The organism is Blastococcus xanthinilyticus (assembly GCF_008124835.1).
Classification (GTDB): domain Bacteria; phylum Actinomycetota; class Actinomycetes; order Mycobacteriales; family Geodermatophilaceae; genus Blastococcus; species Blastococcus xanthinilyticus.
In genome coordinates this window covers 32406-55045 of the sequence record NZ_VNHW01000018.1, presented here as the reverse complement: position 1 = coordinate 55045, position 22640 = coordinate 32406, and the positions used below count along the sequence as shown (strand labels likewise).

Here is a 22640-nt window from a genome sequence, read left to right as displayed (position 1 = left end):
TGTCGTGCTCAGGCTCCGCGGCCGGCCATCGCGCGCAGCCGGGCGTTGTAGGCGGCCAGCTCGGCCTCGCCGTCCCGCTCGGCCGCGCGGTCCCGGGTGCGCGCCCGGCGGTCGTCCGAGCTCGCCCAGGAGAAGAAGACGACGGCCAGCACCAGGACGGTGGGCAGCTCGCCGAAGGCCCAGACGATGCCCCCGGCCTCGCCCTGGTCGCGGAGCGGGTCGATGCCCCAGCCCGCCGGCGGCTGGGCGAACGTGTCGACGACCAGCGAGCCGGCCATCATGATCGCCACCCCGAAGAAGGCGTGGAACGGCACCGGCAGGAACAGCTCCATCATCCGGCCGGGATGGGTGAGGGTCCGCGGCCACGGGTCCGCCGCGACGATCGGGCCGAAGAACAGCAGCCCGGTGACGACGAAGTGGGCCAGCATGAACTGGTGCCCGGCCGGGTTCGACATCAGTGCGTCGAACAGCGGCGTGAAGTAGACGCCGTAGAGGCTGGCGATGAACAGCGGCACGGTGAAGAACGGCGAGGCCACGAACCGGGCGAACCGGCTGTGCAGCGCGTCCAGCAGCAGCGCCCGGGGCGTCCCGAGCGCGCCGCTGCCGCGCGGCAGGGTGCGCAGCGCCAGGGTGACCGGCGCCGCGAGCAGCAGCAGCAGCGGCGTGATCAGGGACAGCACCATGTGCTGGACCATGTGCAGGCTGAACAGCACCATGCTGTAGCCGTTGAGCCACGTCCCGGTGACGGCGAACAGCGAGGCGGTGCCGCCGATCCACGCCAGCGTGCGCCACCACGGCCAGCTGACCCCGGAGCGGCGCAGCCGGACGACGGCGGCCAGGTAGACCACCAGCCCGACGATGCTCAGCACGGCGAGCACCGACCAGCCGTCCAGGTGCGGGAGGAACATCCGCCCGAACGTCGGCGGCTCGTCGGGCACCCACATGCCCGAGTGGTGCCCGTGCTCCACCGCGATCTCCTCCTGCCGGCCGGTCGTGCTCTCCCACTGTCCCACTCGGCCCCGCCCTCCGGACGGGGTCCTCAGTCGTGCACCGGCGCCTCGTGGCCGGCGTGCGCCGCGCCCTCCAGCTGGAAGGTGCAGTGCGCCACGTCGAAGTGGTCGCCGAGGCAGGCGCAGAGCGCGTCGAGCACCCGGCCCCCGTGCCCCGCCGCGAGGGCGCCGTCGGAGACGACGACGTGCGCCGAGAGCACCGGCAGCCCGGAGGTGATCGTCCAGGCGTGCAGGTCGTGCACCTCCAGGACGCCGTCCACCCGGAGGATGTGCGCCCGCACCTGCTCCAGGTCGACCCCCCGGGGAGCGGCCTCGAGCAGGACGTCCAGGGCGTCGCGGAGGAGCTGCCAGGCGCGCGGGAGGACCAGTGCGCCGATCACCAGCGACGCGACCGTGTCGGCGGGGGTCCAGCCGGTCACGGCGATCACCCCCGCGGCGACGATCACCACGACCGAGCCCAGGGCGTCGGCCAGCACCTCGAGGTAGGCGCCGCGGATGTTCAGCGACTCGTCCCGGCCGCGGTGCAGCACCAGGATGCCGACGACGTTCACCGCGAGCCCGACCGCGGCGATGGCGAGCACCGGGCCGGCCGCCACGTCGGGGCGCTCGCCGAGCCGGCGGACGGCCTCGACCACCACGAAGCCGGCCAGGCCGAGCAGCAGCAGGCCGTTGGCCACCGCGCCCAGGATCTCGGCGCGCTGCCAGCCGAAGGTCCGCCGGCCGCGGGCCGGACGCTGGGCCAGGGTCACCGCCCCGAGGGCCAGGGCGATGCCGAGGGCGTCGGTGGCCATGTGGCCCGCGTCGGCCAGCAGGGCCAGCGACCCCGAGAGCACCGCGCCGACCACCTCGGCGACCAGGACGCCGAGGGTGAGCACGAGCACGGTGGCCAGCCGGCGCCGGTGCGCTCCCCCGGCCGTGCCGGCCGGACCGCCGTGGGCGTGCGCGTGGCCGTGTCCCATCGACTCCGCTCCCGCCTCCCGTCCGACCGAGGTCAGGAAGTCTCCCCCACGCGCGACGCCCCCGGCCGGAGGGATCCGGCAGGGGGCGTCCTCGCGGGCGGCACCGTCAGAGCTCGACGCCGCGCTCCCGCAGCCACGGGACAGGGTCCACCTTCGCGCCGTCGAGGCCACCGACGTGCACCTCGAAGTGCAGGTGCGGACCGGTCGACTGACCGCGGTTGCCCAGCAGCGCGATGGTGTCGCCGGCGCGGACGATCTGGCCGGGCTCCACCAGGATCTCGTCCATGTGGCCGTACACGGTCACGTCGCCGTTGTCGTGCTGGATGTAGACGGCGAGGCCGAAGCCGCTGGCCGCACCGGCCTCCAGCACGACACCGTCCATGGCGGCGCGCTCGGGGGTGCGCATGGGGGCGGCCAGGTCGATCCCGGCGTGCATCGTCCCCCAACGGGCGCCGAAGCCGCTGGTCAGGCGCCCACCCTCGACCGGGTTCACGGCCTTCGGGCGGGCCGCCTCCGCCGCGGCGCGGGCGGCCTCCTCGGTGGCGATCCGGTCGGCCTCCGCCTGGGCGTCCGCGGCGGCCACCCGCTCGGCGTCCCGCTCGTTGCGGCTGGCCACCAGCTCGCCGAGGCGGGACGTGACGTCCTCGTCGACGACCGGCACCGGCTCGCCGGCGATGCCGAGCTGCTCGGCCACGCTGACCGACTGGCTGACCGTCCGGGTGTCGACCTGGAGCGGCGCGGCCGTGGCGGCGCCGCCGATGCTCAGGGCACCCACCAGAGCGGCGGCGAGGTACAGGGCCGGCCGCCGCCGCAGCATCGGGGGCCGGCGCAGGAACGCACCGAGGCGACCACGGGCCGCGGCCTCGATGACCCGGGCCGGGGCGGCGTCCGGGCAGTCGGCGTCGACGTCCCGGCCGGTGACCACGGGTTCGATGAACACCGGCGCGAGGGAGAGCGGCGCCGGGGCGTCCTTCACCACGACGAGCGCGGACCCGGGGGCCGGCTGCGGCTCGACGAGCGCGGCGACGTCGACGACCGGCGCGAGGACGGCGAGGTCGACGCGGGACCGCTTGTAGGGCGTGGGCCGGCGGACGGCGCGCGCGTCAGCCGCGACCTTGGCCGCGATCGCCTTGACGACCGCGGCCCGGGCGGCGGTGACCGCGGCCGGTGCCGGTGCCGTCGCCCGGTGCCGGCGACCGGCCTGCGGGCTCCCGGCGGGCTTCGCGGCGGTGCGCTGCGCGGGCGTGGGCTTCGCGGCGGTGGGCTTCGCGGCGGTGGGCTTCGCGGCGGTGGGCTTCGCGGCGGTGGGCTTCGCGGCGGTGGGCTTCGCGGCGGTGGGCTTCGCAGCGGTCGGCTTCGCAGCGGTCGGCTTCGCAGCGGTCGGCTTCGCAGCGGTCGGCTTCGCAGCGGTCGGCTTCGCAGCGGTCGGCTTCGCAGCGGTCGGCTTCGCAGCGGTCGGCTTCGCAGCGGTCGGCTTCGCAGCGGTCGGCTTCGCAGCGGTGGGCTTCGCGCCGGTGGGCCTCGCAGCCGCCTTCCGGGCCGCCACGACGGTGCGGGCGGCGCCCGCCGCCTTCCGGGTGGCGGCCGTGGCGGTCGCGGCCTTGGCCGAGGCAGCCCGCGCCGTCGCCGCGGTGACCGCCTTCGCGGTCGCCGCCTTCGCCGTCGCGGCCTTCGCCGTGGCGGCCTTCGCCGTGGCGGACCGGCGGCTCGGCGCCGGGCTGCCGGCGGTGGTCCGGGAGGTCGAGCCAGGAGCCGTGCGGCCCTCCGCGGAACGCGCCTTCCCCTGGCGCTGCGGCGGAACCGTGGACGTGGCCTTCTCCTCGACGACCCCGGTCGACGACGGGGTCGTCGGGCGGGTCGGGCGGGGCCCCGGGGCGGCCTCGTCGGCCGGCGCCGCACCCCCCTCGAGGAGGCGGTCGTCGTGGAGCGAACTCATGCACCTGGCTTCCGTCGGCGGACATCGCGAGCAGCTCCCGGGGAGAGGAGCGGGGCCCATGTAAACACGGCGTGATGGGTTCGTGATCTGCGCTACCGGGTATCCACCTGCAGGTTTGTGGTTTGGGTCACCGTGCTCCACGCGCATTGTTCGACGGACCGTGAACCCGATCAAACACAGCGTGAGCAACACGCCGCGGGTGGTTGAGAGTCGCGCGATCCAGCTCACGAAGGGGCAGCAGCCCCGTCCCAAGCGTCCGATCGAGGGAGATTTCGCATGCGAGCAGTGACCTGGCACGGCCGAGCAGACGTCCGGGTGGAGACGGTTCCCGACCCCACCATCCAGGACCAGACCGACGTCATCGTCGAGATCACCTCGAGCGGGATCTGCGGGTCGGACCTCCACCTCATCGAGGTCATGGCCCCGTTCATGACGGTCGGGGACGTGATGGGCCACGAGCCCATGGGCGTCGTCCGCGACGTCGGGCGGGACGTGACCGCGGTGAAGCCCGGCGACCGCGTCGTCGTGCCGTTCAACATCTCGTGCGGCACCTGCTGGATGTGCGCGGAGGGGCTTCAGTCGCAGTGCGAGACGACGCAGAACCGCGAGCAGGGCATGGGCGCCTCGCTGTTCGGCTACACCAAGCTCTACGGGCAGGTGCCCGGCGGGCAGGCCGAGTACCTACGGGTGCCCTTCGGCAACACGCTGCCGATCAAGGTGCCCGACGCCCCGTCGGACGACCGCTTCGTCTACCTCTCCGACGTGCTCCCCACCGCCTGGCAGGCCGTGCAGTACGCCGGCATCCCGGAGGGCGGGAGCGTCCTGGTCCTGGGGCTGGGCCCGATCGGCGACATGGCCACCCGCATCGCCAAGCACCTCGGCGCCGGTCAGGTCATCGCCTCCGACGTCGTGCCCGAGCGCCTGGCCCGGGCCCGGCGCAACGGCATCACCGTGATCGACTCGACCGACCAGGCGGAGGTCGTCGCCCGCGTCCGCGACCTCACCGACGGGCGGGGGCCCGACGCGGTCATCGACGCCGTCGGCATGGAGGCGCACGGTTCGCCGCTGGCCACGATCGCGCAGAAGGCCAGCGCGGTGGTGCCCGACGCGATCATGGAGAAGGTCATGACCGTGGCCGGCATCGACCGGCTGGCCGCGCTGAACACCGCCATCGAGGCCGTCCGCCGCGGCGGCACCATCTCGTTGTCCGGCGTCTACGGCGGGGCGACCGACCCGCTACCGCTCATGCGGATGTTCGACAAGCAGGTCCAGCTGCGGATGGGCCAGGCCAACGTCTGGCGCTGGGTGCCCGACATCCTGCCGCTGCTCGTCGACGGCGACCCGCTGGGCGTCGACGACTTCGCCACGCACCGGGTCCCGCTGGAGCAGGCCCCCGAGGCCTACGCGAACTTCCGGCAGAAGAAGGACGGCGCGGTGAAGGTGCTGCTGCAGCCCTGACCCCCCGGCCGCGCCGTCCGGCGTGAGCAGGAGCACGCGGCCGGCCGGGCATGAACGGCCCCGGCCGGCCGCTGTCCTCTCCGTCCGGCAACGGACACCAGACCCAGCCCGGCACCACCAGGACGACGCCGTCCGCCGGCCCGCCCCGACCGCGTCCCCTGGAGTTCCCCCGTGCCTCGCGGACTGCTCGCCCTGGCCATCGGCGCCTTCGGCATCGGCACGACCGAGTTCGTCGTCATGGGCATGCTGCCCGAGATCGCCGCCGGCCTCGGCGTCTCGGTGTCGGCCGTGGGCCTGCTCATCTCGGCCTACGCCATCGGCGTCGTCATCGGCGCACCCACGCTGACCGCGCTGGGCCTGCGGTTCACCCCGCGGCAGACCCTCGTCGCGCTGATGGTCGTCTTCGTCGTCGGCAACACCCTGGCCGCGCTGGCGCCGACGTACGGCACGCTCGCCGCCGCCCGGGTGCTCACCGCGCTGGCGCACGGCTCCTTCTTCGGCGTCGGCGCCATCGCCGCCCGGCGGCTGGTGGAGCCGGCCCGCGCCACCCGGGCCATCTCGCTCATGATCACCGGCCTGACCCTCGCCAACGTCATCGGCGTGCCGGCCGGGACCTGGGTCGCGCAGCAGACCAGCTGGCGGGTCGTCCTCGGCGCCATCGCCGTCATCGGCCTGGTGACGATCGCCGGCCTGCTGGCCTGGCTGCCCGGTGACCGCGGCGACGCCGTCGACCTGCGCACCGAGCTGGCGGCCTTCCGCCGCGGCCAGGTGTGGCTGGTCCTGGGGCTGACGATGATCGGCTTCGCGGCCACCTTCGCCGTCTACAGCTACGTCTCCCCGATCCTCACCGACCTGGCCGGTCTCTCCGAGCACGGCGTCACGCCGGTGCTCGCCCTCTTCGGGGTCGGGACGACGATCGGCACGCTGCTCGGTGGGCGGCTGGGCGACCGCTTCGGCTTCGGCTTCGTGGCGGTCGGCATGGCGGCCGTCGCCGTCGTCCTGGTGGCGTTCTCCTTCCTCGCCCGCAACCCCGTCGCCGCCGTCGTCCTGCTGGTGCTGTTCGGCACGGTCGGCTTCGCGATGGGCCCGGTCGTGCAGAACGGCGTGATCGTGGCCGCGCAGGTGCCCGGCGGCGGCAGCCTGGTCTCGGCGGCCAACCAGGGCGCGTTCAACATCGCCAACGCCATCGGGGCGGCCCTCGGCGCGCTCTTCATCGCCCAGGGCTTCGGCCTGACCGCCCCGATGTGGGTGGGCGCGGTGCTCGCGGTCGTCGGCGCGGTCATCGCGCTGCTCATCGCGCTCGGGCACCGGCGGCGGACGGTCCCGGCGGGCCCGGTCGAGCAGACCACGGCGGTCCTGGAGTCCGCGGCGGCCGCCTGACCCGGCGCGCATACCCGGCCGGCCGCGGGTAGGGAGGCCCCATGACGATCGGCACCGCAGAGCAGTCCGGCAGCTACCGCCTCGGCGACCGCGAGGTCCACCGCCTCGGGTACGGGGCCATGCAGCTCGCCGGCCCCCACGTCCTGGGGCCACCGGCCGACCGGGAGGCCGCCCTGGCCGTCCTCCGGCGGGCGGTCGAGCTCGGCGTGGACCACATCGACACCAGCGACTACTACGGCCCCGTCGTGGTCAACGAGCTGATCCGCGAGGCGCTGCACCCCTACCCCGACGGGCTGACCATCGTCACCAAGGTGGGCGCCCGGCGGGACGCGGACGGCGGCTGGCCCGAGGCCCTGGACCCCGACGATCTGCGCCGCGCCGTCCAGGAGAACATCGACCACCTCGGCGTCGACGCCCTCGACGTCGTCAACCTGCGGATGCCCGGCTTCGCCGAGCCGGTGCAGCGCTCGCTGGCCGAGCCGTTCGAGGCGCTGGCCACCATGCAGCAGGAGGGCCTCGTCCGGCACCTGGGGGTCAGCAACGTGACCCCGCAGATGTACGCCGAGGCGCGGGCCATCGCGCCGGTGGTCTGCGTGCAGAACCACTACAACCTGGTCCACCGCGCCGACGACCCGCTGATCGACGCGCTCGCCCGCGACGGCGTCGCCTACACCCCGTTCTTCCCGCTGGGCGGCTTCACGCCGCTGCAGTCCGCGGCGCTCGAGACGGTGGCCCGGCGGCTGGAGACGACGCCGATGCAGATCGCCCTCACCTGGCTGCTCGCCCGCTCCCCCAACGTCCTGCTCATCCCCGGGACGTCCTCGGTCGCCCACCTGGAGGAGAACCTGCAGGCCGCGGCGCGGGTGCTCGGACCCGCCGAGCTGGCCGAGCTGGACCGGATCGGCGGCAGCGGGGAGCCCGACGTCGACCTGTGAGGCTCCCCCGGCCCGGGGGCGCCCCTCAGCGGTGCGCGCCCGGGCCGAGGACCCGGTCCAGGTAGCCGTTGGTCAGCACGCCCGCCGGGTCCAGCCGGTCGCGCAGCGCGACGAACTCGTCGAACCGCGGGTAGCGGGCGCGCAGGGCCGCGGCGTCCAGGCCGTGCAGCTTGCCCCAGTGCGGCCGGCCACCGACCTCGCCGGCGATCGACTCCAGCGCGTCGAACCAGCGGCCGGGCTCGGTCCGGGCCGGCACGTGCGCCGCGATCCACGCGACGTCCCGGCCCACGGCCGGGGACAGCGGCACGTCGTCGGCCGCGGCCAGCCGCACCTCCACCGGGAAGGCGGTCCGCCAGTCCCCGGCCTCGTGCACCCGCCGCAACTCGGCCAGCACCGCAGGGGCGTCCGACCGCGGCACGGCGTACTCCATCTCCAGGAACCGCACCCGCCGCCGGCTGACGAACACCCGGTGCGCGTGGTCGGTCCAGGCGCGCCGGCCCAGCGCCCGCGCGGAGAAGCGGGCCAGCGGGGGGACCAGAGCCGGCACCCGGCGGCCGGCCGCGACCACCCCCGCGAAGGCGGCGTTGGCCACCACCTCGTCGTCCCAGGCCGCGCGCCAGCGCGGCAGCGGGTCCAGCCCCTCGGCCAGGGGCAGCCGGGTGTTGCACTTGAGCAGCGTCGCGTCGGTGTGCGGGAACCAGTAGAACTCGACGTGGTCGGCGGAGGTCATCAGCTCCTCGAAGCCCTCGAGGGCCGCCGCCAGGGTGCCCGGTCCCTCGACGGCGCGCAGCGCGAACGCCGGCTCCGCCTGCAGCGTCACCGCCGTCACGACCCCGAGCGCGCCCAGCCCCACGCGGGCGGCGCCGAACACCTCCGGATGCCGCTGCGCGTCGCAGTCGAGCACCTCCCCGGAGGGCAGCACCAGCTCCAGCCCGCGGACCTGGGTGGCCAGCCCGCCGAAGCGCGCCCCGGTGCCGTGGGTGCCGGTGGCCAGCGCGCCGGCCACCGTCTGGCGGTCGATGTCGCCCAGGTTGGTCAGCGACCACCCGCGGCGCAGCAGCTCGGTGCCCAGCCGGTGCAGCGTCGTCCCGGCGCCCACCGTCACCCGCCCGTCGGGCTCGATCGACCGGATGCCGGCCAGCCGGCCGCAGCCGAGCTGGACGTCGTCCGGCAGACCGATGGCGCTGAACGAGTGGCCGCTGCCGATCGGCCGCACCCGCCGCCCGGCGGCGGCCGCGGTGGTCAGGACGTGCGCCACCTCGTCGGCCGACGCCGGCTGCACGGCCGGGACGTCGGCGCGCTGGTTGCCGGCCCAGTTGCGCCACCTCCTGCTCGGCCCCGACAGGTCCAGCCCCTCAACCACCGCTTCCTCCCTCCGTCGGGCGCGGCCCGCCGGGTGGCCGGCGGACCGGGCAGGGCTTGCCCGGCAGCGCCGACCGGGGCACGCTGCGGCCGATGATCGCCGATCTCCCGGCCGACGGACGGCAGGCTGCGCTGCACCACGCCACGGCCGGGCTGGACGCACCGTTCGCCGTGCTGGACCTCGCGGCGCTGGACGCGAACGCCGCCGACCTGGCGGCCCGTGCCGGCGGTACCCCGATCCGGCTGGCCAGCAAGTCGGTCCGCTGCCGCGGCGTCCTCCGCCGCGTCCTCGCCCGGCCGGGGTTCGCCGGCGTCCTCGCCTACACCCTCGCCGAGGCGCTGTGGCTGGCCGGCGGCGAGGACCCGGTGAGCACCGATGTCCTCGTCGGCTACCCGACGGCCGACGCCACCGCGCTGCGCGCCCTGGCCGCCGACGAGCAGCTCGCCGGGCGGGTGACCGTGATGGTCGACTCGACCGACCACCTGGACCTGCTCGACTCCCTCGTGCCACCGGGACGGCGGCCGGTCGTGCGGGTGTGCATCGACGTCGACGCCTCGCTGCGCGCCGCCGGGGGCCGGGTGCACCTGGGGGTGCGGCGCTCGCCGGTGCACACCCCTGCGGACGCCGCGGCCCTCGCCCGCGCGATCGTGGCCCGGCCCGGCGTCGAGCTGGTCGGGCTCATGGCCTACGAGGCGCAGATCGCCGGGCTGCCCGACGCCCCCGCCGGCCGGCCGCTGCGCGGCCTCGCGGTGCGCGGCATGCAGGCGGTGTCGGGCCGGGAGCTCGCCGCCCGCCGCGCCGCCGTGGTCGCCGCGGTGTCCGAGGTGACGCCGCTGCGGTTCGTCAACGGCGGGGGCACCGGCAGCCTCGAGCGGACCAGCGCCGAGGAACCGGTCACCGAGGTGGCGGCCGGGTCGGGGCTGTACTCCCCCACCCTGTTCGACCACTACCGCGCCTTCCGCGGCCGGCCGGCGACCTTCTTCGTCGTACCGGTCACCCGCGTCCCCGCGCCCGGGGTGGTCACCGTGGCCGGCGGCGGGTGGATCGCGTCCGGCCCGCCGGGCGCCGACCGGCTGCCGGTACCCACCTGGCCGGCCGGCCTGCGGTGGCTGCCGGGTGAGGGCGTCGGGGAGGTCCAGACGCCGTTGCGGGGACCGGGCGCCGCCGGGCTGCGGGTGGGCAGCCGGGTGTGGTTCCGGCACGCGAAGGCCGGCGAGGTCTGCGAGCACGTCGACGTCCTGCACGCCGTCGCCGACGGCGGGGTGGCGGACGCGCTGCCCTCCTACCGCGGCGAGGGCCGGGCCTTCGGCTGAGCAGGGCGGACGGGCAGGCTGCCGTGGCCCGTGGGGCGGCTGGGAAGCCACCGGCGGTGTCGGGCGGCGGGTGAGCGGCGCGGAGCCGTTCCGCCCATACGGTCCCGCCCGGTACCACCGCATCGTCCGAGGAGACGTCTTGACCTACCCCCCGCAGGCGCCGCCGCAGTCCTACGGCCCGCCCCCGTCCTACCAACCGCCGAAGAAGGGTGCCGGGCTGGCCATCGCCGCGATGGTGCTCGGCATCATCGCGCTGCTGCTCAGCTGGATCCCGATCATCAACAACGGGGCGGCCGTTCTCGCCCTCGTCGGGCTGGGGCTGGCCATCCCCGCGCTGCTGCGTGCCCGCCGCGGGACCCACGGCGGCATGGGCATGGCGATCACCGGCCTCGTCACCACGGTGCTCGCACTCGTCGTCGTCTTCGTGACCCAGGCCTTCTACGCCGACGTCATCGACGAGGTCCAGCAGGAGCTGGACCGGGCGGCCGACGGCGTCACCGAGCCCGCCGCCCAGGACCCCGCCGCCCAGGACCCCACCGACGTGGCGCCGGTCGAGGAGCCCACCGAGGTCGTGCCGCTCGGCGTCCCGGCGCAGGTCGGCGACTACCAGGTCCGGCTCGACGCCGTGGAGCTCGACGCCAACGCGACCGTGGCCGCCGCCAACCAGTTCAACGAGCCGGCGGCGAACGGCCAGTACGTGATGACGCAGTTCTCGGTGACCTACACCGGCACCGAGGAGGGCTTCCCGGGCATGGACCTCACCGCGGTCGTGCACGGCAGCGACAACCGCCAGTACAGCGACTCCGACTGCGCGGCGGTGCTGCCCGACGACGCCATGCAGGCGCCGACCCTCAACCCGGGCGGATCGGACACCTTCCAGTTCTGCATGGACGTGCCGCCTGCCGCCCTCGCCGGCGCGCAGCTCTCGGTGGAGCCCACCATGAGCTGGGACTCCGACGCGCGCGTCTTCTACGCGCTCGGCTAGGCACCGCACCGGCCGGACGTGCCCGCGGGCACGTCCGGCCGGTTCCCGGCGCGCGCCGGGTTCAGCGGGCCCGGACCACCCGGGACTCGTCGAACACCGGCTCGGCCGACTCGTACACCCGGCCGTCGGCGCCGAACACGAGGAACCGGTCGAACGACCGGGCGAACCAGCGGTCGTGGGTGACCGCCAGGACCGTGCCGTCGAAGGCCGCCAGCGCCTCCTCCAGCGCCTCGGCGGAGAGCACGTCGAGGTTGTCGGTGGGCTCGTCGAGCAGCAGCAGCGTCGCCCCGGAGAGCTCCAGCAGCAGGATCTGGAACCGGGCCTGCTGCCCGCCGGACATCGTGCGGAAGGGCTGGTCCGCCGCGTCGGTGAGCCCGTACCGCCGCAGCGCCGCCATCGCGCGGCCCCGGTCCACCCCGGGCCGGCCGGGCTCGCCGTGCCACAGCAGGTCCACCGGCGTGCGGTCCTGCCACCCCGGGTGCGCGTGGGTCTGGGCGAAGAAGCCGGGCACCACCCGCGCGCCCAGCCGCCACGCGCCGCTGTGCGCCACGTCCTGGCCCGCGAGCAGCCGCAGGAAGTGCGACTTCCCGGCGCCGTTGGCACCCAGGACGCCCACCCGGTCGCCGTACCAGACCTCGAGGTCGAAGGGCTTCATCAGCCCGGTCAGCTCCAGCTGCTCGGCCATGACCGCCCGCACCCCGGTGCGGCCGCCACGCAGCCGCATCGCCACCTTCTGCTCCGGCGGGCGTTCCGGCGGCGGCCCCGCGGCCTCGAACTTGGCCAGCCGGGTCTGCATCGCGTGGTAGCGGTTGGCCATGTCGGGCGAGTTGGCGGCCTGCTGCTGGAGGGTGCGCACCAGGTCGACCAGCCGCTGGTGCTCCTCGTCCCAGCGCCGGCGCAGCTCCGCCAACCGGTCGTGCCGCGCCGTCCGGGCGTCGGCGTAGCTGGCGAAGCCGCCGCCGTGCACCCACGCCGTCCCGCCCTCGACGGTGACCACCCGGTCGGCGACCCGGGCCAGCAGCTCCCGGTCGTGGCTGACGAACAGCACCGTCTTGCGCGTCTCGAGCAGCCGCTGCTCCAGCCACCGCTTCCCGGGGACGTCGAGGTAGTTGTCCGGCTCGTCGAGCAGCAGCACCTCGTCGGGTCCGCGCAGCAGCGCCTCCAGGGCCAGCCGCTTCTGCTCGCCGCCCGACAGCGTGGACAGCTCCCGGTACTTGCACCGCTCGTACGGAACGCCCAGGGCGGCCACGGTCACCGTGTCCCAGGTGACCTCGGCCTCGTAGCCGCCCGCGTCACCCCACTCCGCCAGCGCCCCGGCGTACGCCATCTGCGCGCGCTCGTCGTCGGACTCCATGAGCGCCAGCTCGGTCGCCTCGACGGCGTCCCAGGCAGCGCGGACGGCGGGTGGTGAGAGGTCCACCAGGAGCCGCTGCACCGTGGTGTCGTCGCGCACCGAGCCGATGAACTGCCGCATCACGCCGAGCCCACCGGTCCGCGCGATCGCCCCCTCCTCGGGGGTCAGGTCACCGGCGATGATCCGCAGCAGCGTCGTCTTGCCCGCGCCGTTCTCGCCGACCAGCGCCGCCCGGGCGCCCTCGCCGATGCGGAAGTTGACGTCGTCCAGGAGCACCCGGCCGTCGGAGAGGGTGTGCCGGATCCCGGTCACGTCGACGTAGCCCACGCGCCCATCCTGCCGGGCGGCAGCAACCGGATTCCGGGGTCAGCCGATCTGGCGGTCCAGGCGGTAGCGCGCCAGGCGCTCGACCAGCTCCGACAGCGCCCCCACCGGCGACCCGCCCAGCTCCCGGCGGCAGTCGCGCACGACCCGGACGACCAGCTGCGGTCCGACCCGGCCGGCGAACTCCCCGCTGAGCCGGCCGACGGCAGCCGTCACGGCGTCGTCCACGGGCCCGGAGGCATCGTCTGCGGCGGAGGCGCTCGGCGGGACGGCGAGGGTCATCGGCGGTCCTTGGTTCCGGGAACGGGCCGCGTCCGGTGCCGGCAGCGGCGGGGGGTTCCACCACGGTGCCGTTCCGCTGCGTCCCGCGCCAGGGACCTAAGACCTCGCGGCTCAGCCGAGGACGATCGACAGCACGGTCGCCCCGGCCGCCAGCACCATCGCGAGCACGATGACCAGGGCGACCAGCCGCCGCCGCCGCTCCGCGTCCCGGCCACCGGCCCCGCCCATGCCCATCACGGCTGCCGAGGCTACCGGCGGGGGGTGCCCCCGGCCGGGCGGAGTCGCTCCCGTTCCCGGCGGCGGTCAGGGTGGAGGGGTGCTCGCCGTCGTCTCCCTCGTCGTCATCGTCATCATCGGCCTGCTGGTCACCCGGATCGCCACGGTCGCCTTCACCATGACCGGCATGACCCTGGAGCACGCCCGGTTCCAGGCGCGCTCGGCCTTCACCGGGACCGGCTTCACCACCTCCGAGGCCGAGGCGGTGGTCAGCCACCCGGTGCGCCGGCGCATCGTGATGGTGCTGATGCTGGTCAGCGGCGCCGGCGTGGTCTCGGTCCTGGGCACCCTGATCCTCACCTACGCCGGCGTGGACTCGACCGGCACCGGGGTCCGGCGCACGCTGGTCATCGTCTGCGCGCTGGTGGCCCTGCTCTGGCTCGCCCGCAACGACCGGGTCGACCAGCTGCTGCGCCGGGTGATCGAGCGGGCGCTGCGGCGGGTGGCGGACCTGGACGTGCGCGACTACGCCGCGCTCCTGCACGTGCGCGGTCACTGGCGGGTGGTCCAGCTGCCGGTGGAGGAGGACGACTGGATCGCCGCGCGGCCGATCGGCCGATTGCGCCTCCCCGAGGAGGGGGTCACGGTGCTCGGTGTCGAACGGGACGACGGCACCTGGCACGGCGCGCCGAGCGAGGAGCTGCGGTTGCGCACCGGGGACGTGGTGGTGCTCTACGGCCGGCAGGCGATCCTCGACGACATCACCGACCGGGTGCACGGGGACACCGGGGACGCCGCCGGCGAGCGGTCCCGCGCCTGGCACGCGGCCACACCCCCCGCGGAGGTCATCGAGCGGCGGCCGCGGCGCCGCTGACCGCGGAGCCGGTTCCGTCGCACCCACCTGGGACGGTGTACGGCGTGACGACGACGCATGACCTGGCGCTCATGCGGCTGGTGGCGCAGCGGCTGGCCGGCCCGCCCGAGGAGGACGCCGCGGCCGCGGTGCGCCGGCTGACCGCCGCCCAGGGCCAGGACTTCCCCGGCGCGCTGGCGTCGGTGGCCCTGCGTACCCGTGCCCGGGACCGCGCCGGGGTGGTGCGCGCCCTGGACGAGGGGGCGGTCGTGCGCTCGTGGCCGATGCGCGGCACCCTGCACCTGGTCGCGGCCGAGGACCTGCCCTGGATGCTCGAGCTGCTCGGGCCCCGGGCGCTGACCGGGCTGGCCGGGCGGCGGGCCGCCCTCGGGTTGACCGATGCCGACGCCGAGCGCGCCCGCGCGCTGGCCGTCGCCGCGCTGTCCGGTGGCGGGCGGCTCTCCCGCGCCGCGCTGCTCGGCGCGATCGACGCGGGCGGCGTCGCGACCACCGGCCAGCGGGGGTACCACCTGCTGTGGTTCCTCGCGCAGACCGGCACGCTCTGCCTCGGGCCCACCGAGGCGGGTGAGCAGCTGTTCGTGCTGCTCGACGAGTGGGTGCCGCACGCCCGCCGGCCGGCGCGGGAGGAGGCGCTGGCCGAGCTGGTGCTGCGGTACTTCACCGGGCACGGCCCGGCGACCGTCTCCGACCTGGTCCGCTGGGCGGGCACCACGGTGCGCGACGTCCGCGCCGGACTGGCGGCGGTCCGCGACCGGCTGGACCGCCTCGAGGTCGACGGCAGGGAGCACTTCCTCGACCCGGAGACGCCCGACCGCTGCGCGGCCCACCGCGCGCAGGCCGGCGAGCCGCTGCTCCTGTCCGGCTTCGACGAGTTCGTGCTCGGCTACGCCGACCGGAGCGCCGTCCTGGACCCGGAGTTCGCCGAGCGGATCGTGCCCGGGCGCAACGGCGTCTTCCGCCCCACCGTGGTCGCCGACGGCCGGATCACCGGCACCTGGCGGTTCACCGGTCGCGGCGGCGCGCGCACGCCCGACGCGGAGCCGTTCACCGCCTGGCCCCCCGGCGTGCAGGCGGCCGTCCCGCGGCTCGCGGCCGGCTGGCCCTGACCGGCCGGCCGGAGCCCCGGGGGAAGGGTCAGCGGCGCTCGACGAGGAAGACCGGGATCTGGCGCTCGGTCTTCTGCTGGTACTCGGCGTAGGGCGGATAGTGGGCCACCGCCCGCTCCCACCACTCGTCGCGCTCGGCGCCGGAGATCTCCCGGGCCACGCCGTCCCACGGCTCCGGGCCGTCCTGCACGGTGACCTGGTCGGGGTGTTCGCGCAGGTTGCGCACCCACGCCGGGTCGGTCGGCGCCCCGCCCTTGGAGCCCACCATCGCGTACACGCCGTCGTGCTCGACCCGCATGAGCGGCTGCTTGCGCACCTTGCCGCTCGACGCCCCGCGGGTGCTGAAGATCACCACGGGGAGCCCCGTGTCCATGAGGGTGTCGGCCTCGCGGCCACCGGTGGCCTCGTAGCGCTCCACCTGGTCGCGCACCCACTGCTCCGTGCTCGGCTCGTACTCACCTTCCAGCGGCATGCAGCCGAATCTAGGGCCCGCCGCGGCGGCGTGCGCGGCGACCCGGGTCGCGGCCGTCCCGGCCCGGTGGCACCGTTCGGGCGGCCGGTCAGCAAGAGGAGAAGCGCAGGATGCGGTACAGCGAAGGAGCCGACCTCGACACGTCGGGGGTGCGGGACGTCCGGGGCGGTGGCGGCGGGTCCGGTCGCGGCCGGGGTCTCGCCGTGGGCGGGGGTGGGCTCGGCGTGGTCGGCCTCCTGGTCGTCGTGCTGATCCAGGTCCTGGGAGGCGGTGGTGGCGACGGCACCGGCGCGGCGATCGGCGGCTTCCCCGGCGCGGGCTCGGGCGGCACGGTCGGGAACGGCGAGCTGGCCCGTGAGTGCCGCACCGGGGCCGATGCGAACGAGTCGGTCGAGTGCGCGGTGGTCGCCGACATCGAGTCGATCCAGGACTACTGGTCCGGCGTGCTCGGCGCGGACTACCGCCCCACCCAGACCGTCTTCTTCGACGGCGCCGTGCAGACCAGCTGCGGCGGGGCGACCAGCGGGTCGGGGCCGTTCTACTGCCCGGCCGACGAGCTGGTGTACATCGACCTCAGCTTCTTCGACCAGCTGGAGCAGCAGTTCGGCGCCCGGGGCGGGCTGTTCGTCAACGCCTACGTCATCGCCCACGAGTACGCGCACCACGTGCAGAACCTGCTGGGGATCAACCGGCAGGTGACCCCCGGTGAGAGCGGGCCGACCAGCGGCACCGTGCGGCTGGAGCTGCAGGCCGACTGCTTCGCCGGCGCCTGGTCCAGCCACGCCGAGACGGTGCCCGACGACTCCGGGCAGCCGCTGATCGCCGAGATCACCGACGACGACATCGCCCGGGCCCTGGACGCCGCCGGGCGCATCGGCGACGACTTCATCCAGGAGAACCTCGGCGGGGGCACGGTCGACCAGGACGCGTTCACCCACGGCTCCTCCGAGCAGCGGCAGCGCTGGTTCCGCACCGGGTACGAGACCGGCGACCCCGGCCGCTGCGACACCTTCGCCACCGACGGCCTGGGCTGAGATGACCGACCAGCTCCGCGTGACCCGGGACGGCGCCGTCGCCGTCCTCACCATCGACCGGCCCGAGAAGCGCAACGCCATGACCGTGGGCATGTGGGCGGCGCTGCCCGACGTGCTGGCCCCGCTGGCCGACGACCCCGCCGTCCGGGTGCTGCTGGTCACCGGCGAGGGCCCCAGCTTCTGCGCGGGCGCCGACATCTCCGACCTGCTCGGCGGCGACGACCCCAGGGACCCGATGGCCGAGGTCCGGCGGCACAACCTCGCCGCCCAGGCGGCGCTGCGCTCCTTCCCCAAGCCGACGGTGGCGGTGATCCGGGGCCACTGCATCGGGGGCGGCGTGGAGCTGGCCACCTGCTGCGACCTGCGTTTCGCCGACTCCTCCGCGGTCTTCGGGGTCACCCCCGCCAAGGTCGGCATCGTGTACACCCCGTCGTCCACCAGGGCGCTGGTCGACCTCGTCGGCCCGGCCACGACCAAGTACCTGCTCTACAGCGGCGAGCTGATCGACGCAGCCGACGCGCTGCGGACCGGCCTGGTCGACCGGCTGGTCGGGCCCGACGAGCTGACGGCGGAGGTGCACCGGTTCGCCGCGGTGCTGGCCTCCCGCTCGGCGCTGACCCAGCGCACCACGAAGGACGTCGTCGCGGCGCTGGCCGCCGGGGGCGACGGCGAGGACGTCGCCGCCGCGGGCTACCTGGAGACGATCGCCTCGGGCGAACTGGCCGAGGGGGTCCGGGCCTTCGCCGAGCGCCGGCCACCGCGGTTCGGCCCGGCGGGCTGATCGCCTCCGTTTGATCACCCCTCCGACGCGGGTAGTTCAGCCGCTGCGCGGAACGGTGCTCTAGCGAGCGGCAGCGGGACGGCGCAGCGCGTGGCGCTGCCCTTCCCTGCCACCCCGGTCCCGCCCCGAGACGCACGGACGCGCCGGGTGGACGTCACTCAGCACTCCCGCCCGACACACGGGCGCCGAACCGCCGTCGTCACGGCCGTCCGGGCCGGTGATCAGCCGTTCCGGATGTGTGTCGCAACAGCTGCGGGGTAGCGCTCCCACCGACCACGAAGCATGCCGAGGAGGACCGATGACTCACTCCATCGACGCCCCGTTCCCGCCGCCGGTTCCGGCCACGACGGGCGCCACCACCACTACCACCACGACCGGGAGCCCGTCGACCAAGGACGTGGCCAAGGACGAGGCCAAGCACACCAAGGACGTCGCCCGCGACGAGGCCCGCAACGTCGGGCAGACCGCCGCCCAGGCCGGCAGCCAGGTCGCCTCGACCGCCGCCGACCAGGCCAGGAACGTCGCGGACGAGACCCAGCGGCAGGCCAAGGACCTGCTCGACCAGGGCCGCTCGCAGCTGAAGGACCAGGCGGTCGGTCAGCAGCAGAAGGCCGCCGAGGGTCTCAACGCCATCGCGCAGCAGATGCGCGGGCTGGCCGACGGCAGCAGCGAGGGCGCCCCCGGCCCGGTCCGCGACCTGCTCCAGCAGGCGTCGGGCTCGGTCGAGAGCTTCGCCTCCATGCTCCAGAACAAGGAGCCCGCCGAGCTGCTCGACGAGGTCCGCCGGTTCGCCCGCCGCAAGCCCGGCATGTTCCTGCTCGGCGCCGCCGTCGCCGGTATCGCCGCCGGCCGGCTGACCAGCGGGGTCAAGGCCGCGCACACCGACTCGGGCTCGGGCTCGAACACCGGGAACTCCGGCTACCGGGGCACCCCGATCAACTACGTCGACCCGGCGCCGACGTACTCCGACTACTCGGCGGCCACCACCGGCGTCGCGACCGGCACGGGCGCCCCGCTGCCCCCGCCGCCGTACGGCACCGTGCCCCCCGAGGGCGCCGTCGTGCCGCCGGCCACGCCGGCCGGCTGGGACGACCCGGCACGCCGGCCCGGCGGGGTGGCCTGACATGAGCACCCCCTACTCCGGGGCCACCCCCGCGGGCGCGACGCCCCAGGGTTATGCCGAGCCGACGCCGCAGAACTACGCGGCCGACTACTCGCAGGACCAGAACTACAGCGGGGCCATGGGCACCCCGACCACCGACGCCGGGCACCCCGACGTCGAAGGTGTGTCGGTCGGCGCCCTGATCGGCGAGGTCGCCAAGGACATGTCCACCTTGATGCGGCAGGAGCTCGAGCTCGCGAAGGTGGAGCTCAAGGCCGAGGCCAAGAAGGCGGGCACGGGCGCCGGCATGTTCGGTGCCGCGGGCTTCGCCGGCTACATGGTGGCGCTGTTCCTCTCCCTCGCCCTCATGTGGGCCCTCGCCAGCGCCATCCCGGTCGGCTGGGCGGGCCTCATCGTCGCCGTGCTCTGGGGCATCGTCGGCGCGGTGGCCTTCTCGATGGGCCGCAAGAAGTTCAAGCAGGTGAACCCCAAGCCGGAGCGCACCGTGGACACCCTGCAGCAGGTGCCCGGCGCCCTGAAGCCCAACTGACCACCAGACCGCTGAGGTCTTCCGAACGGCAGGAGCCGAACCATGACCAGCAGTGACCCGGACGTCATCCGGCGGCAGATCGAGGACACTCGGCGCGAGCTCAGCTACGACGTCGATGCCCTCAACGAGAAGGTCAACCCGTCTCGCGTGATGGACCGGCGGGTGACCGCCGCCAAGGGCCGTGTGAGCGGCCTGAAGGACAAGGTGATGGGCTCCGCCCACGACACCATGTCCACGGCGCAGGACAAGATGCACCACGCCCAGGGCCGGGCGTCGGACTCCGCGGGGTCCGTGCAGGACAAGGCGTCCGGCGCCATGGAGTCGGTGCAGCAGGTGCCGCAGCAGCTCACCCAGCAGGCCCAGGGCAACCCCCTGGCCGCCGGGCTGATCGCCTTCGGCGTCGGGTGGCTGGTCTCCAGCCTGCTGCCCGCCTCGCAGCGCGAGCAGCAGCTGGCCCAGCAGGCCGAGTCCGCGCTGCGCGAGCACAAGGACGAGCTGCTCCAGCCGGCCAAGCAGGCCGCGCAGGAGATCGGTGAGCAGCTCAAGCCCGCCGCCCAGCACGCGGTCGAGGAGGTCAAGGCCACCGCTCAGGACGCGGCCGGGACCGTCAAGCAGGAGGGCCAGTCGGCCGCGCAGGACGTGCAGGGCCAGGCCCAGCAGTCCAAGCAGTCGGTGCAGGGCCAGGCCCAGCAGTCCAAGCAGTCGGCGCAGAGCAAGTCCGGCTCCTGACCACCCGCGGGTCCCGACCCGCGCTCGTCGCCTGCGCCCCGCCGGGATCCCCGGCGGGGCGCAGTGCTGTCCTGGCCCACCCCCGACGGGTGAGCACCCCCCGCCCCCCGCTGCAGGCAGCCCCTCGGTGCGCCGTTCCTCCCCAGGACGACGCCACCGGTCCCACCGTTCCCAGCGGTGCGTGACCACGACCGACGGGAGCAGCCGTGCACTCGGCCCCGCCCTCCCCCGGCGACCGCCCCGCCGGGGCCGATCCCGCCGGCCCGACCCGCGTGCTCGTGGCCGACGACGAGGACGACATCCGCCAGCTGGTGTCCCTCGCCGTCCGCAAGGCCGGGTGCCAGGTCATCGCCTCCGCACCCGACGGCACCGCGGCGCTGACGGCCGCCCGGGCGGAGCTGCCCGACCTCGCGGTGCTCGACGTCTCGATGCCCGGCGCCACCGGGCTGGAGATCTGCGCCGCCCTCCGGGAGGACCCCGCGACCGCGGGCATCCGGATCCTGCTGCTCTCCGCCGGGGCCTCCCCCGACGAGGTGGCCCGCGGCCTCTCCGCCGGCGCTGACGCCTACCTGGCCAAGCCCTTCACCGTCGTCGGCCTGGTCGAGCAGGTGCGCGCGCTCGCCTCCCGGGAGGCCGTGGCATGACCATCGCCGTCCTCGACCCGCCCGCCCCGGCCGCTGCCCGCCGGCGGCACCGGCTGCTCGACCCGACCGGCTGGCAGACCGCCGCCGGGAACCTCCTGCCGGGCACCGTCATGTTCGCGGCGGCCTCCCTGCTGCTCCTGGTCGGTGCGCTGCCCGTCGTCCGGCCGGCCCTGGTCCACACCGGGCTGGCGATCGCGTTCGCCGCCATCGCGGGAGCCTGGTCCCTGCGCCGGCCGCTCGCCGGCGCCGGTGCCCTCGCCGTGCCGGTCGCCCACCTGGCCGCCATCGCCCTGCTCTACGCCGGCAGCGCCGCGCCGACGATCCTCTTCCTGCTCGTCAGCCCGCTGTGGACGCTCTCCACCCACGCGGGCCGCCGCGGCGTCCCGGTCGCGGTGGCCGGGACGGCGGTGGTCCTCGCCCTTCCCCAGCTGATCGGCGCGCACCTGCCCGGTACCGCGACCATGCCCGGCGCCCTCCTGCTGGGCCCGCTGGTCGTCGCCGTCGGGGGCGCCGCGATCAACGTGGGCACCCGCCGCAACGCCGACCAGGCCCGGGACATCGCGCGGCTGCAGCGCGAGCAGGCCGCCCTGCTGGCCCAGGTCCGGAGCCGCGCCGACGAGCTGGACACCGCCTCGCGGATCCTGGCCGCCCGCGCCCAGACCATGACCAGCGTCATCGACGCCGTGACGGAGCAGTCGATCATCGGCACCGACCGCGACGGCACCATCCGGGTCTGGAACCCCGGCGCGGAGAAGATGCTGGGGGTGCCGCGACCGGAGGTCGTGCGCACCCGGTCCATCCTCGACTTCCACGTCCCCGAGGAGCTCGCTTCCGCCGCCGAGGCCAACGGGTCGGCGTCCGGCCTGGACGCCCTGGTGCACGCCGCGCGCGAACGGGGCAGCGACGTCCGCGACTGGACCTACGTCGCGGCGGACGGCCGGCACCGCACGGTGTCGGTCGCCATCACCCCGCGGTCGGACGACCGGGGCACGCACGCCGGCTGGAACTTCGTCGGCACCGACATGACCGAGGTCCGGGCCACCGAGCGCATGAAGGACCAGTTCGTGAGCCTCATCAGCCACGAGCTGCGCACCCCGCTGAGCTCGATCCTCGGCTACCTCGAGCTCGTCATGGACGACGAGGACGCACCGCTCACCGACGAGCAGCGGCAGTACCTGTCCACCGTCGAGCGCAACGCCCAGCGTCTGCTCCGCCTGGTCGGCGACCTGCTCTTCACCGCCCAGGTGGAGAGCGGCCGGTTCACCCTCCAGCCGGCCGCGGTCGACCTGGCCGGGGTGGTGCGGGCCGCCGAGGAGACCGCACGCGTCGCCGCCGCGGCCGCGGGCGTGCAGCTCGTCGTCGACGTCCCCGACGACGGTCTGGTGGTCGACGGCGACGCCGTCCGGCTGGGTCAGGCCTGCGACAACCTGGTCTCCAACGCGGTCAAGTTCACGCCGGCCGGGGGGCGGGTCGAGCTGGTCCTGCGCCCGGCGTGGCGGACGCCCGACGGCGAGGTCACCGGCTCCCCGGCCCCGGACGCGGCGCCGGTGGCGCTCCTGTCGGTCGCCGACACCGGGATGGGCATCCCGGCCGGCGAGCAGGGGCAGATGTTCACCCGGTTCTTCCGGACGTCGAACGCCCAGCGCAACGCCGTCCCCGGTGTGGGGCTCGGGCTCACGATCACCAAGGCGATCACCACCGCCCATGGCGGGACGCTGGACCTGGTGAGCACCGAGGGCGTGGGCACCACCTTCACGATGACCCTGCCCGTTCCCGCGTGACCGACACCCGTGCCCGCGCCCTCCGCCCCCTCGGGGACGGGGGGCGCGGCGC

Annotated in this window: 22 protein-coding genes; 14 read left to right on the top strand and 8 right to left on the bottom strand. The window is 75.2% G+C overall.

Translation table 11 applies throughout. From position 1 onward, the window contains the following. Positions 1-8: 8 nt before the first annotated feature. The 3 genes from BD833_RS20335 to BD833_RS23115 form a co-directional block, all read right to left on the bottom strand. Positions 9-1013 carry a cytochrome c oxidase assembly protein gene (locus BD833_RS20335; protein ID WP_243737847.1) on the bottom strand — a complete coding sequence of 335 codons (1005 nt, stop codon included), beginning with the start codon at positions 1011-1013 and terminating at the stop codon, positions 9-11. Positions 1014-1039: 26 nt separating this feature from the next. Continuing rightward, positions 1040-1969 carry a cation diffusion facilitator family transporter gene (locus BD833_RS20330; protein WP_166534981.1) on the bottom strand — a complete coding sequence of 310 codons (930 nt, stop codon included), beginning with the start codon at positions 1967-1969 and terminating at the stop codon, positions 1040-1042. Between the two features lie 106 nt (positions 1970-2075). After that, positions 2076-3905 (bottom strand): peptidoglycan DD-metalloendopeptidase family protein, encoded by a 1830-nt coding sequence (locus tag BD833_RS23115; protein ID WP_243737846.1) that lies wholly within the window; start codon positions 3903-3905, stop codon positions 2076-2078. 276 nt (positions 3906-4181) lie between these two features. Here BD833_RS23115 and BD833_RS20320 point away from each other — a divergent pair, with 276 nt between their 5' ends. The 3 genes from BD833_RS20320 to BD833_RS20310 all read left to right on the top strand — a co-directional run bounded on the left by BD833_RS20320 (position 4182) and on the right by BD833_RS20310 (position 7678). Then, positions 4182-5363: a zinc-dependent alcohol dehydrogenase gene (locus tag BD833_RS20320; RefSeq protein WP_166534980.1), complete on the top strand. Its 1182-nt coding sequence runs from the start codon at positions 4182-4184 to the stop codon at positions 5361-5363. Between the two features lie 171 nt (positions 5364-5534). Continuing rightward, positions 5535-6743 carry an MFS transporter gene (locus tag BD833_RS20315; RefSeq protein WP_166534979.1) on the top strand — a complete coding sequence of 403 codons (1209 nt, stop codon included), beginning with the start codon at positions 5535-5537 and terminating at the stop codon, positions 6741-6743. Between the two features lie 41 nt (positions 6744-6784). Beyond that, positions 6785-7678: an oxidoreductase gene (locus BD833_RS20310; protein ID WP_166534978.1), complete on the top strand. Its 894-nt coding sequence runs from the start codon at positions 6785-6787 to the stop codon at positions 7676-7678. Positions 7679-7703: 25 nt separating this feature from the next. Here the strand turns inward: BD833_RS20310 and BD833_RS20305 are convergent, their stop codons facing one another. Further along, a complete protein-coding gene (locus tag BD833_RS20305) occupies positions 7704-9041 on the bottom strand; it encodes a D-arabinono-1,4-lactone oxidase (protein ID WP_243737845.1) in 1338 nt (445 codons plus the stop codon). 92 nt (positions 9042-9133) lie between these two features. Here BD833_RS20305 and BD833_RS20300 point away from each other — a divergent pair, with 92 nt between their 5' ends. Beyond that, the gene (locus tag BD833_RS20300) at positions 9134-10354 is read left to right on the top strand and encodes an alanine racemase (protein WP_166534977.1); all 1221 of its coding nucleotides are present in this window, start codon (positions 9134-9136) and stop codon (positions 10352-10354) included. Between the two features lie 139 nt (positions 10355-10493). Then, positions 10494-11339, top strand: a complete 846-nt coding sequence (locus BD833_RS20295) for a DUF4190 domain-containing protein (RefSeq protein WP_166534976.1) — start codon at positions 10494-10496, stop codon at positions 11337-11339. 61 nt (positions 11340-11400) lie between these two features. Here the strand turns inward: BD833_RS20295 and BD833_RS20290 are convergent, their stop codons facing one another. The 3 genes from BD833_RS20290 to BD833_RS23340 form a co-directional block, all read right to left on the bottom strand. Next, positions 11401-13020 carry an ABC-F family ATP-binding cassette domain-containing protein gene (locus BD833_RS20290; protein WP_166534975.1) on the bottom strand — a complete coding sequence of 540 codons (1620 nt, stop codon included), beginning with the start codon at positions 13018-13020 and terminating at the stop codon, positions 11401-11403. A 39-nt stretch (positions 13021-13059) separates the two neighbouring features. Then, a complete protein-coding gene (locus tag BD833_RS20285; RefSeq protein ID WP_166534974.1) occupies positions 13060-13299 on the bottom strand; it encodes a three-helix bundle dimerization domain-containing protein in 240 nt (79 codons plus the stop codon). A 111-nt stretch (positions 13300-13410) separates the two neighbouring features. After that, positions 13411-13536 carry a hypothetical protein gene (locus tag BD833_RS23340; RefSeq protein WP_279536041.1) on the bottom strand — a complete coding sequence of 42 codons (126 nt, stop codon included), beginning with the start codon at positions 13534-13536 and terminating at the stop codon, positions 13411-13413. 79 nt (positions 13537-13615) lie between these two features. Between BD833_RS23340 and BD833_RS20280 the strand changes: the two genes are divergently transcribed. Together BD833_RS20280 and BD833_RS20275 are read left to right on the top strand one after the other, a co-directional pair. After that, positions 13616-14389, top strand: a complete 774-nt coding sequence (locus BD833_RS20280; protein ID WP_166534973.1) for a TrkA C-terminal domain-containing protein — start codon at positions 13616-13618, stop codon at positions 14387-14389. A gap of 44 nt (positions 14390-14433) precedes the next feature. Further along, the gene (locus tag BD833_RS20275; RefSeq protein ID WP_166534972.1) at positions 14434-15495 is read left to right on the top strand and encodes a winged helix DNA-binding domain-containing protein; all 1062 of its coding nucleotides are present in this window, start codon (positions 14434-14436) and stop codon (positions 15493-15495) included. A gap of 28 nt (positions 15496-15523) precedes the next feature. Here BD833_RS20275 and BD833_RS20270 read toward each other — a convergent pair whose 3' ends face one another. Beyond that, positions 15524-15967: a nitroreductase family deazaflavin-dependent oxidoreductase gene (locus BD833_RS20270; protein ID WP_166534971.1), complete on the bottom strand. Its 444-nt coding sequence runs from the start codon at positions 15965-15967 to the stop codon at positions 15524-15526. Between the two features lie 110 nt (positions 15968-16077). Between BD833_RS20270 and ypfJ the strand changes: the two genes are divergently transcribed. The 7 genes from ypfJ (at position 16078) to BD833_RS20235 (ending at position 22588) form a co-directional block, all read left to right on the top strand. Next, positions 16078-17001, top strand: coding sequence for a KPN_02809 family neutral zinc metallopeptidase (gene ypfJ, locus BD833_RS20265; RefSeq protein ID WP_166534970.1), 924 nt, complete (start codon positions 16078-16080; stop codon positions 16999-17001). Position 17002: 1 nt separating this feature from the next. Beyond that, positions 17003-17782, top strand: coding sequence for an enoyl-CoA hydratase/isomerase family protein (locus BD833_RS20260; protein WP_166534969.1), 780 nt, complete (start codon positions 17003-17005; stop codon positions 17780-17782). Positions 17783-18080: 298 nt separating this feature from the next. Next, a complete protein-coding gene (locus tag BD833_RS20255; RefSeq protein WP_166534968.1) occupies positions 18081-18905 on the top strand; it encodes a hypothetical protein in 825 nt (274 codons plus the stop codon). Between the two features lies 1 nt (position 18906). Continuing rightward, complete coding sequence (locus BD833_RS20250; protein ID WP_208092794.1) at positions 18907-19434, top strand: phage holin family protein; 528 nt, start codon at positions 18907-18909, stop codon at positions 19432-19434. Between the two features lie 42 nt (positions 19435-19476). After that, a complete protein-coding gene (locus BD833_RS20245; RefSeq protein ID WP_166534967.1) occupies positions 19477-20163 on the top strand; it encodes a DUF3618 domain-containing protein in 687 nt (228 codons plus the stop codon). Between the two features lie 206 nt (positions 20164-20369). Beyond that, a complete protein-coding gene (locus BD833_RS20240) occupies positions 20370-20807 on the top strand; it encodes a response regulator transcription factor (protein WP_166534966.1) in 438 nt (145 codons plus the stop codon). After that, complete coding sequence (locus tag BD833_RS20235; RefSeq protein WP_166534965.1) at positions 20804-22588, top strand: sensor histidine kinase; 1785 nt, start codon at positions 20804-20806, stop codon at positions 22586-22588. The genes BD833_RS20240 and BD833_RS20235 overlap by 4 nt, the downstream gene beginning before the upstream one ends. Positions 22589-22640: the final 52 nt, after the last annotated feature.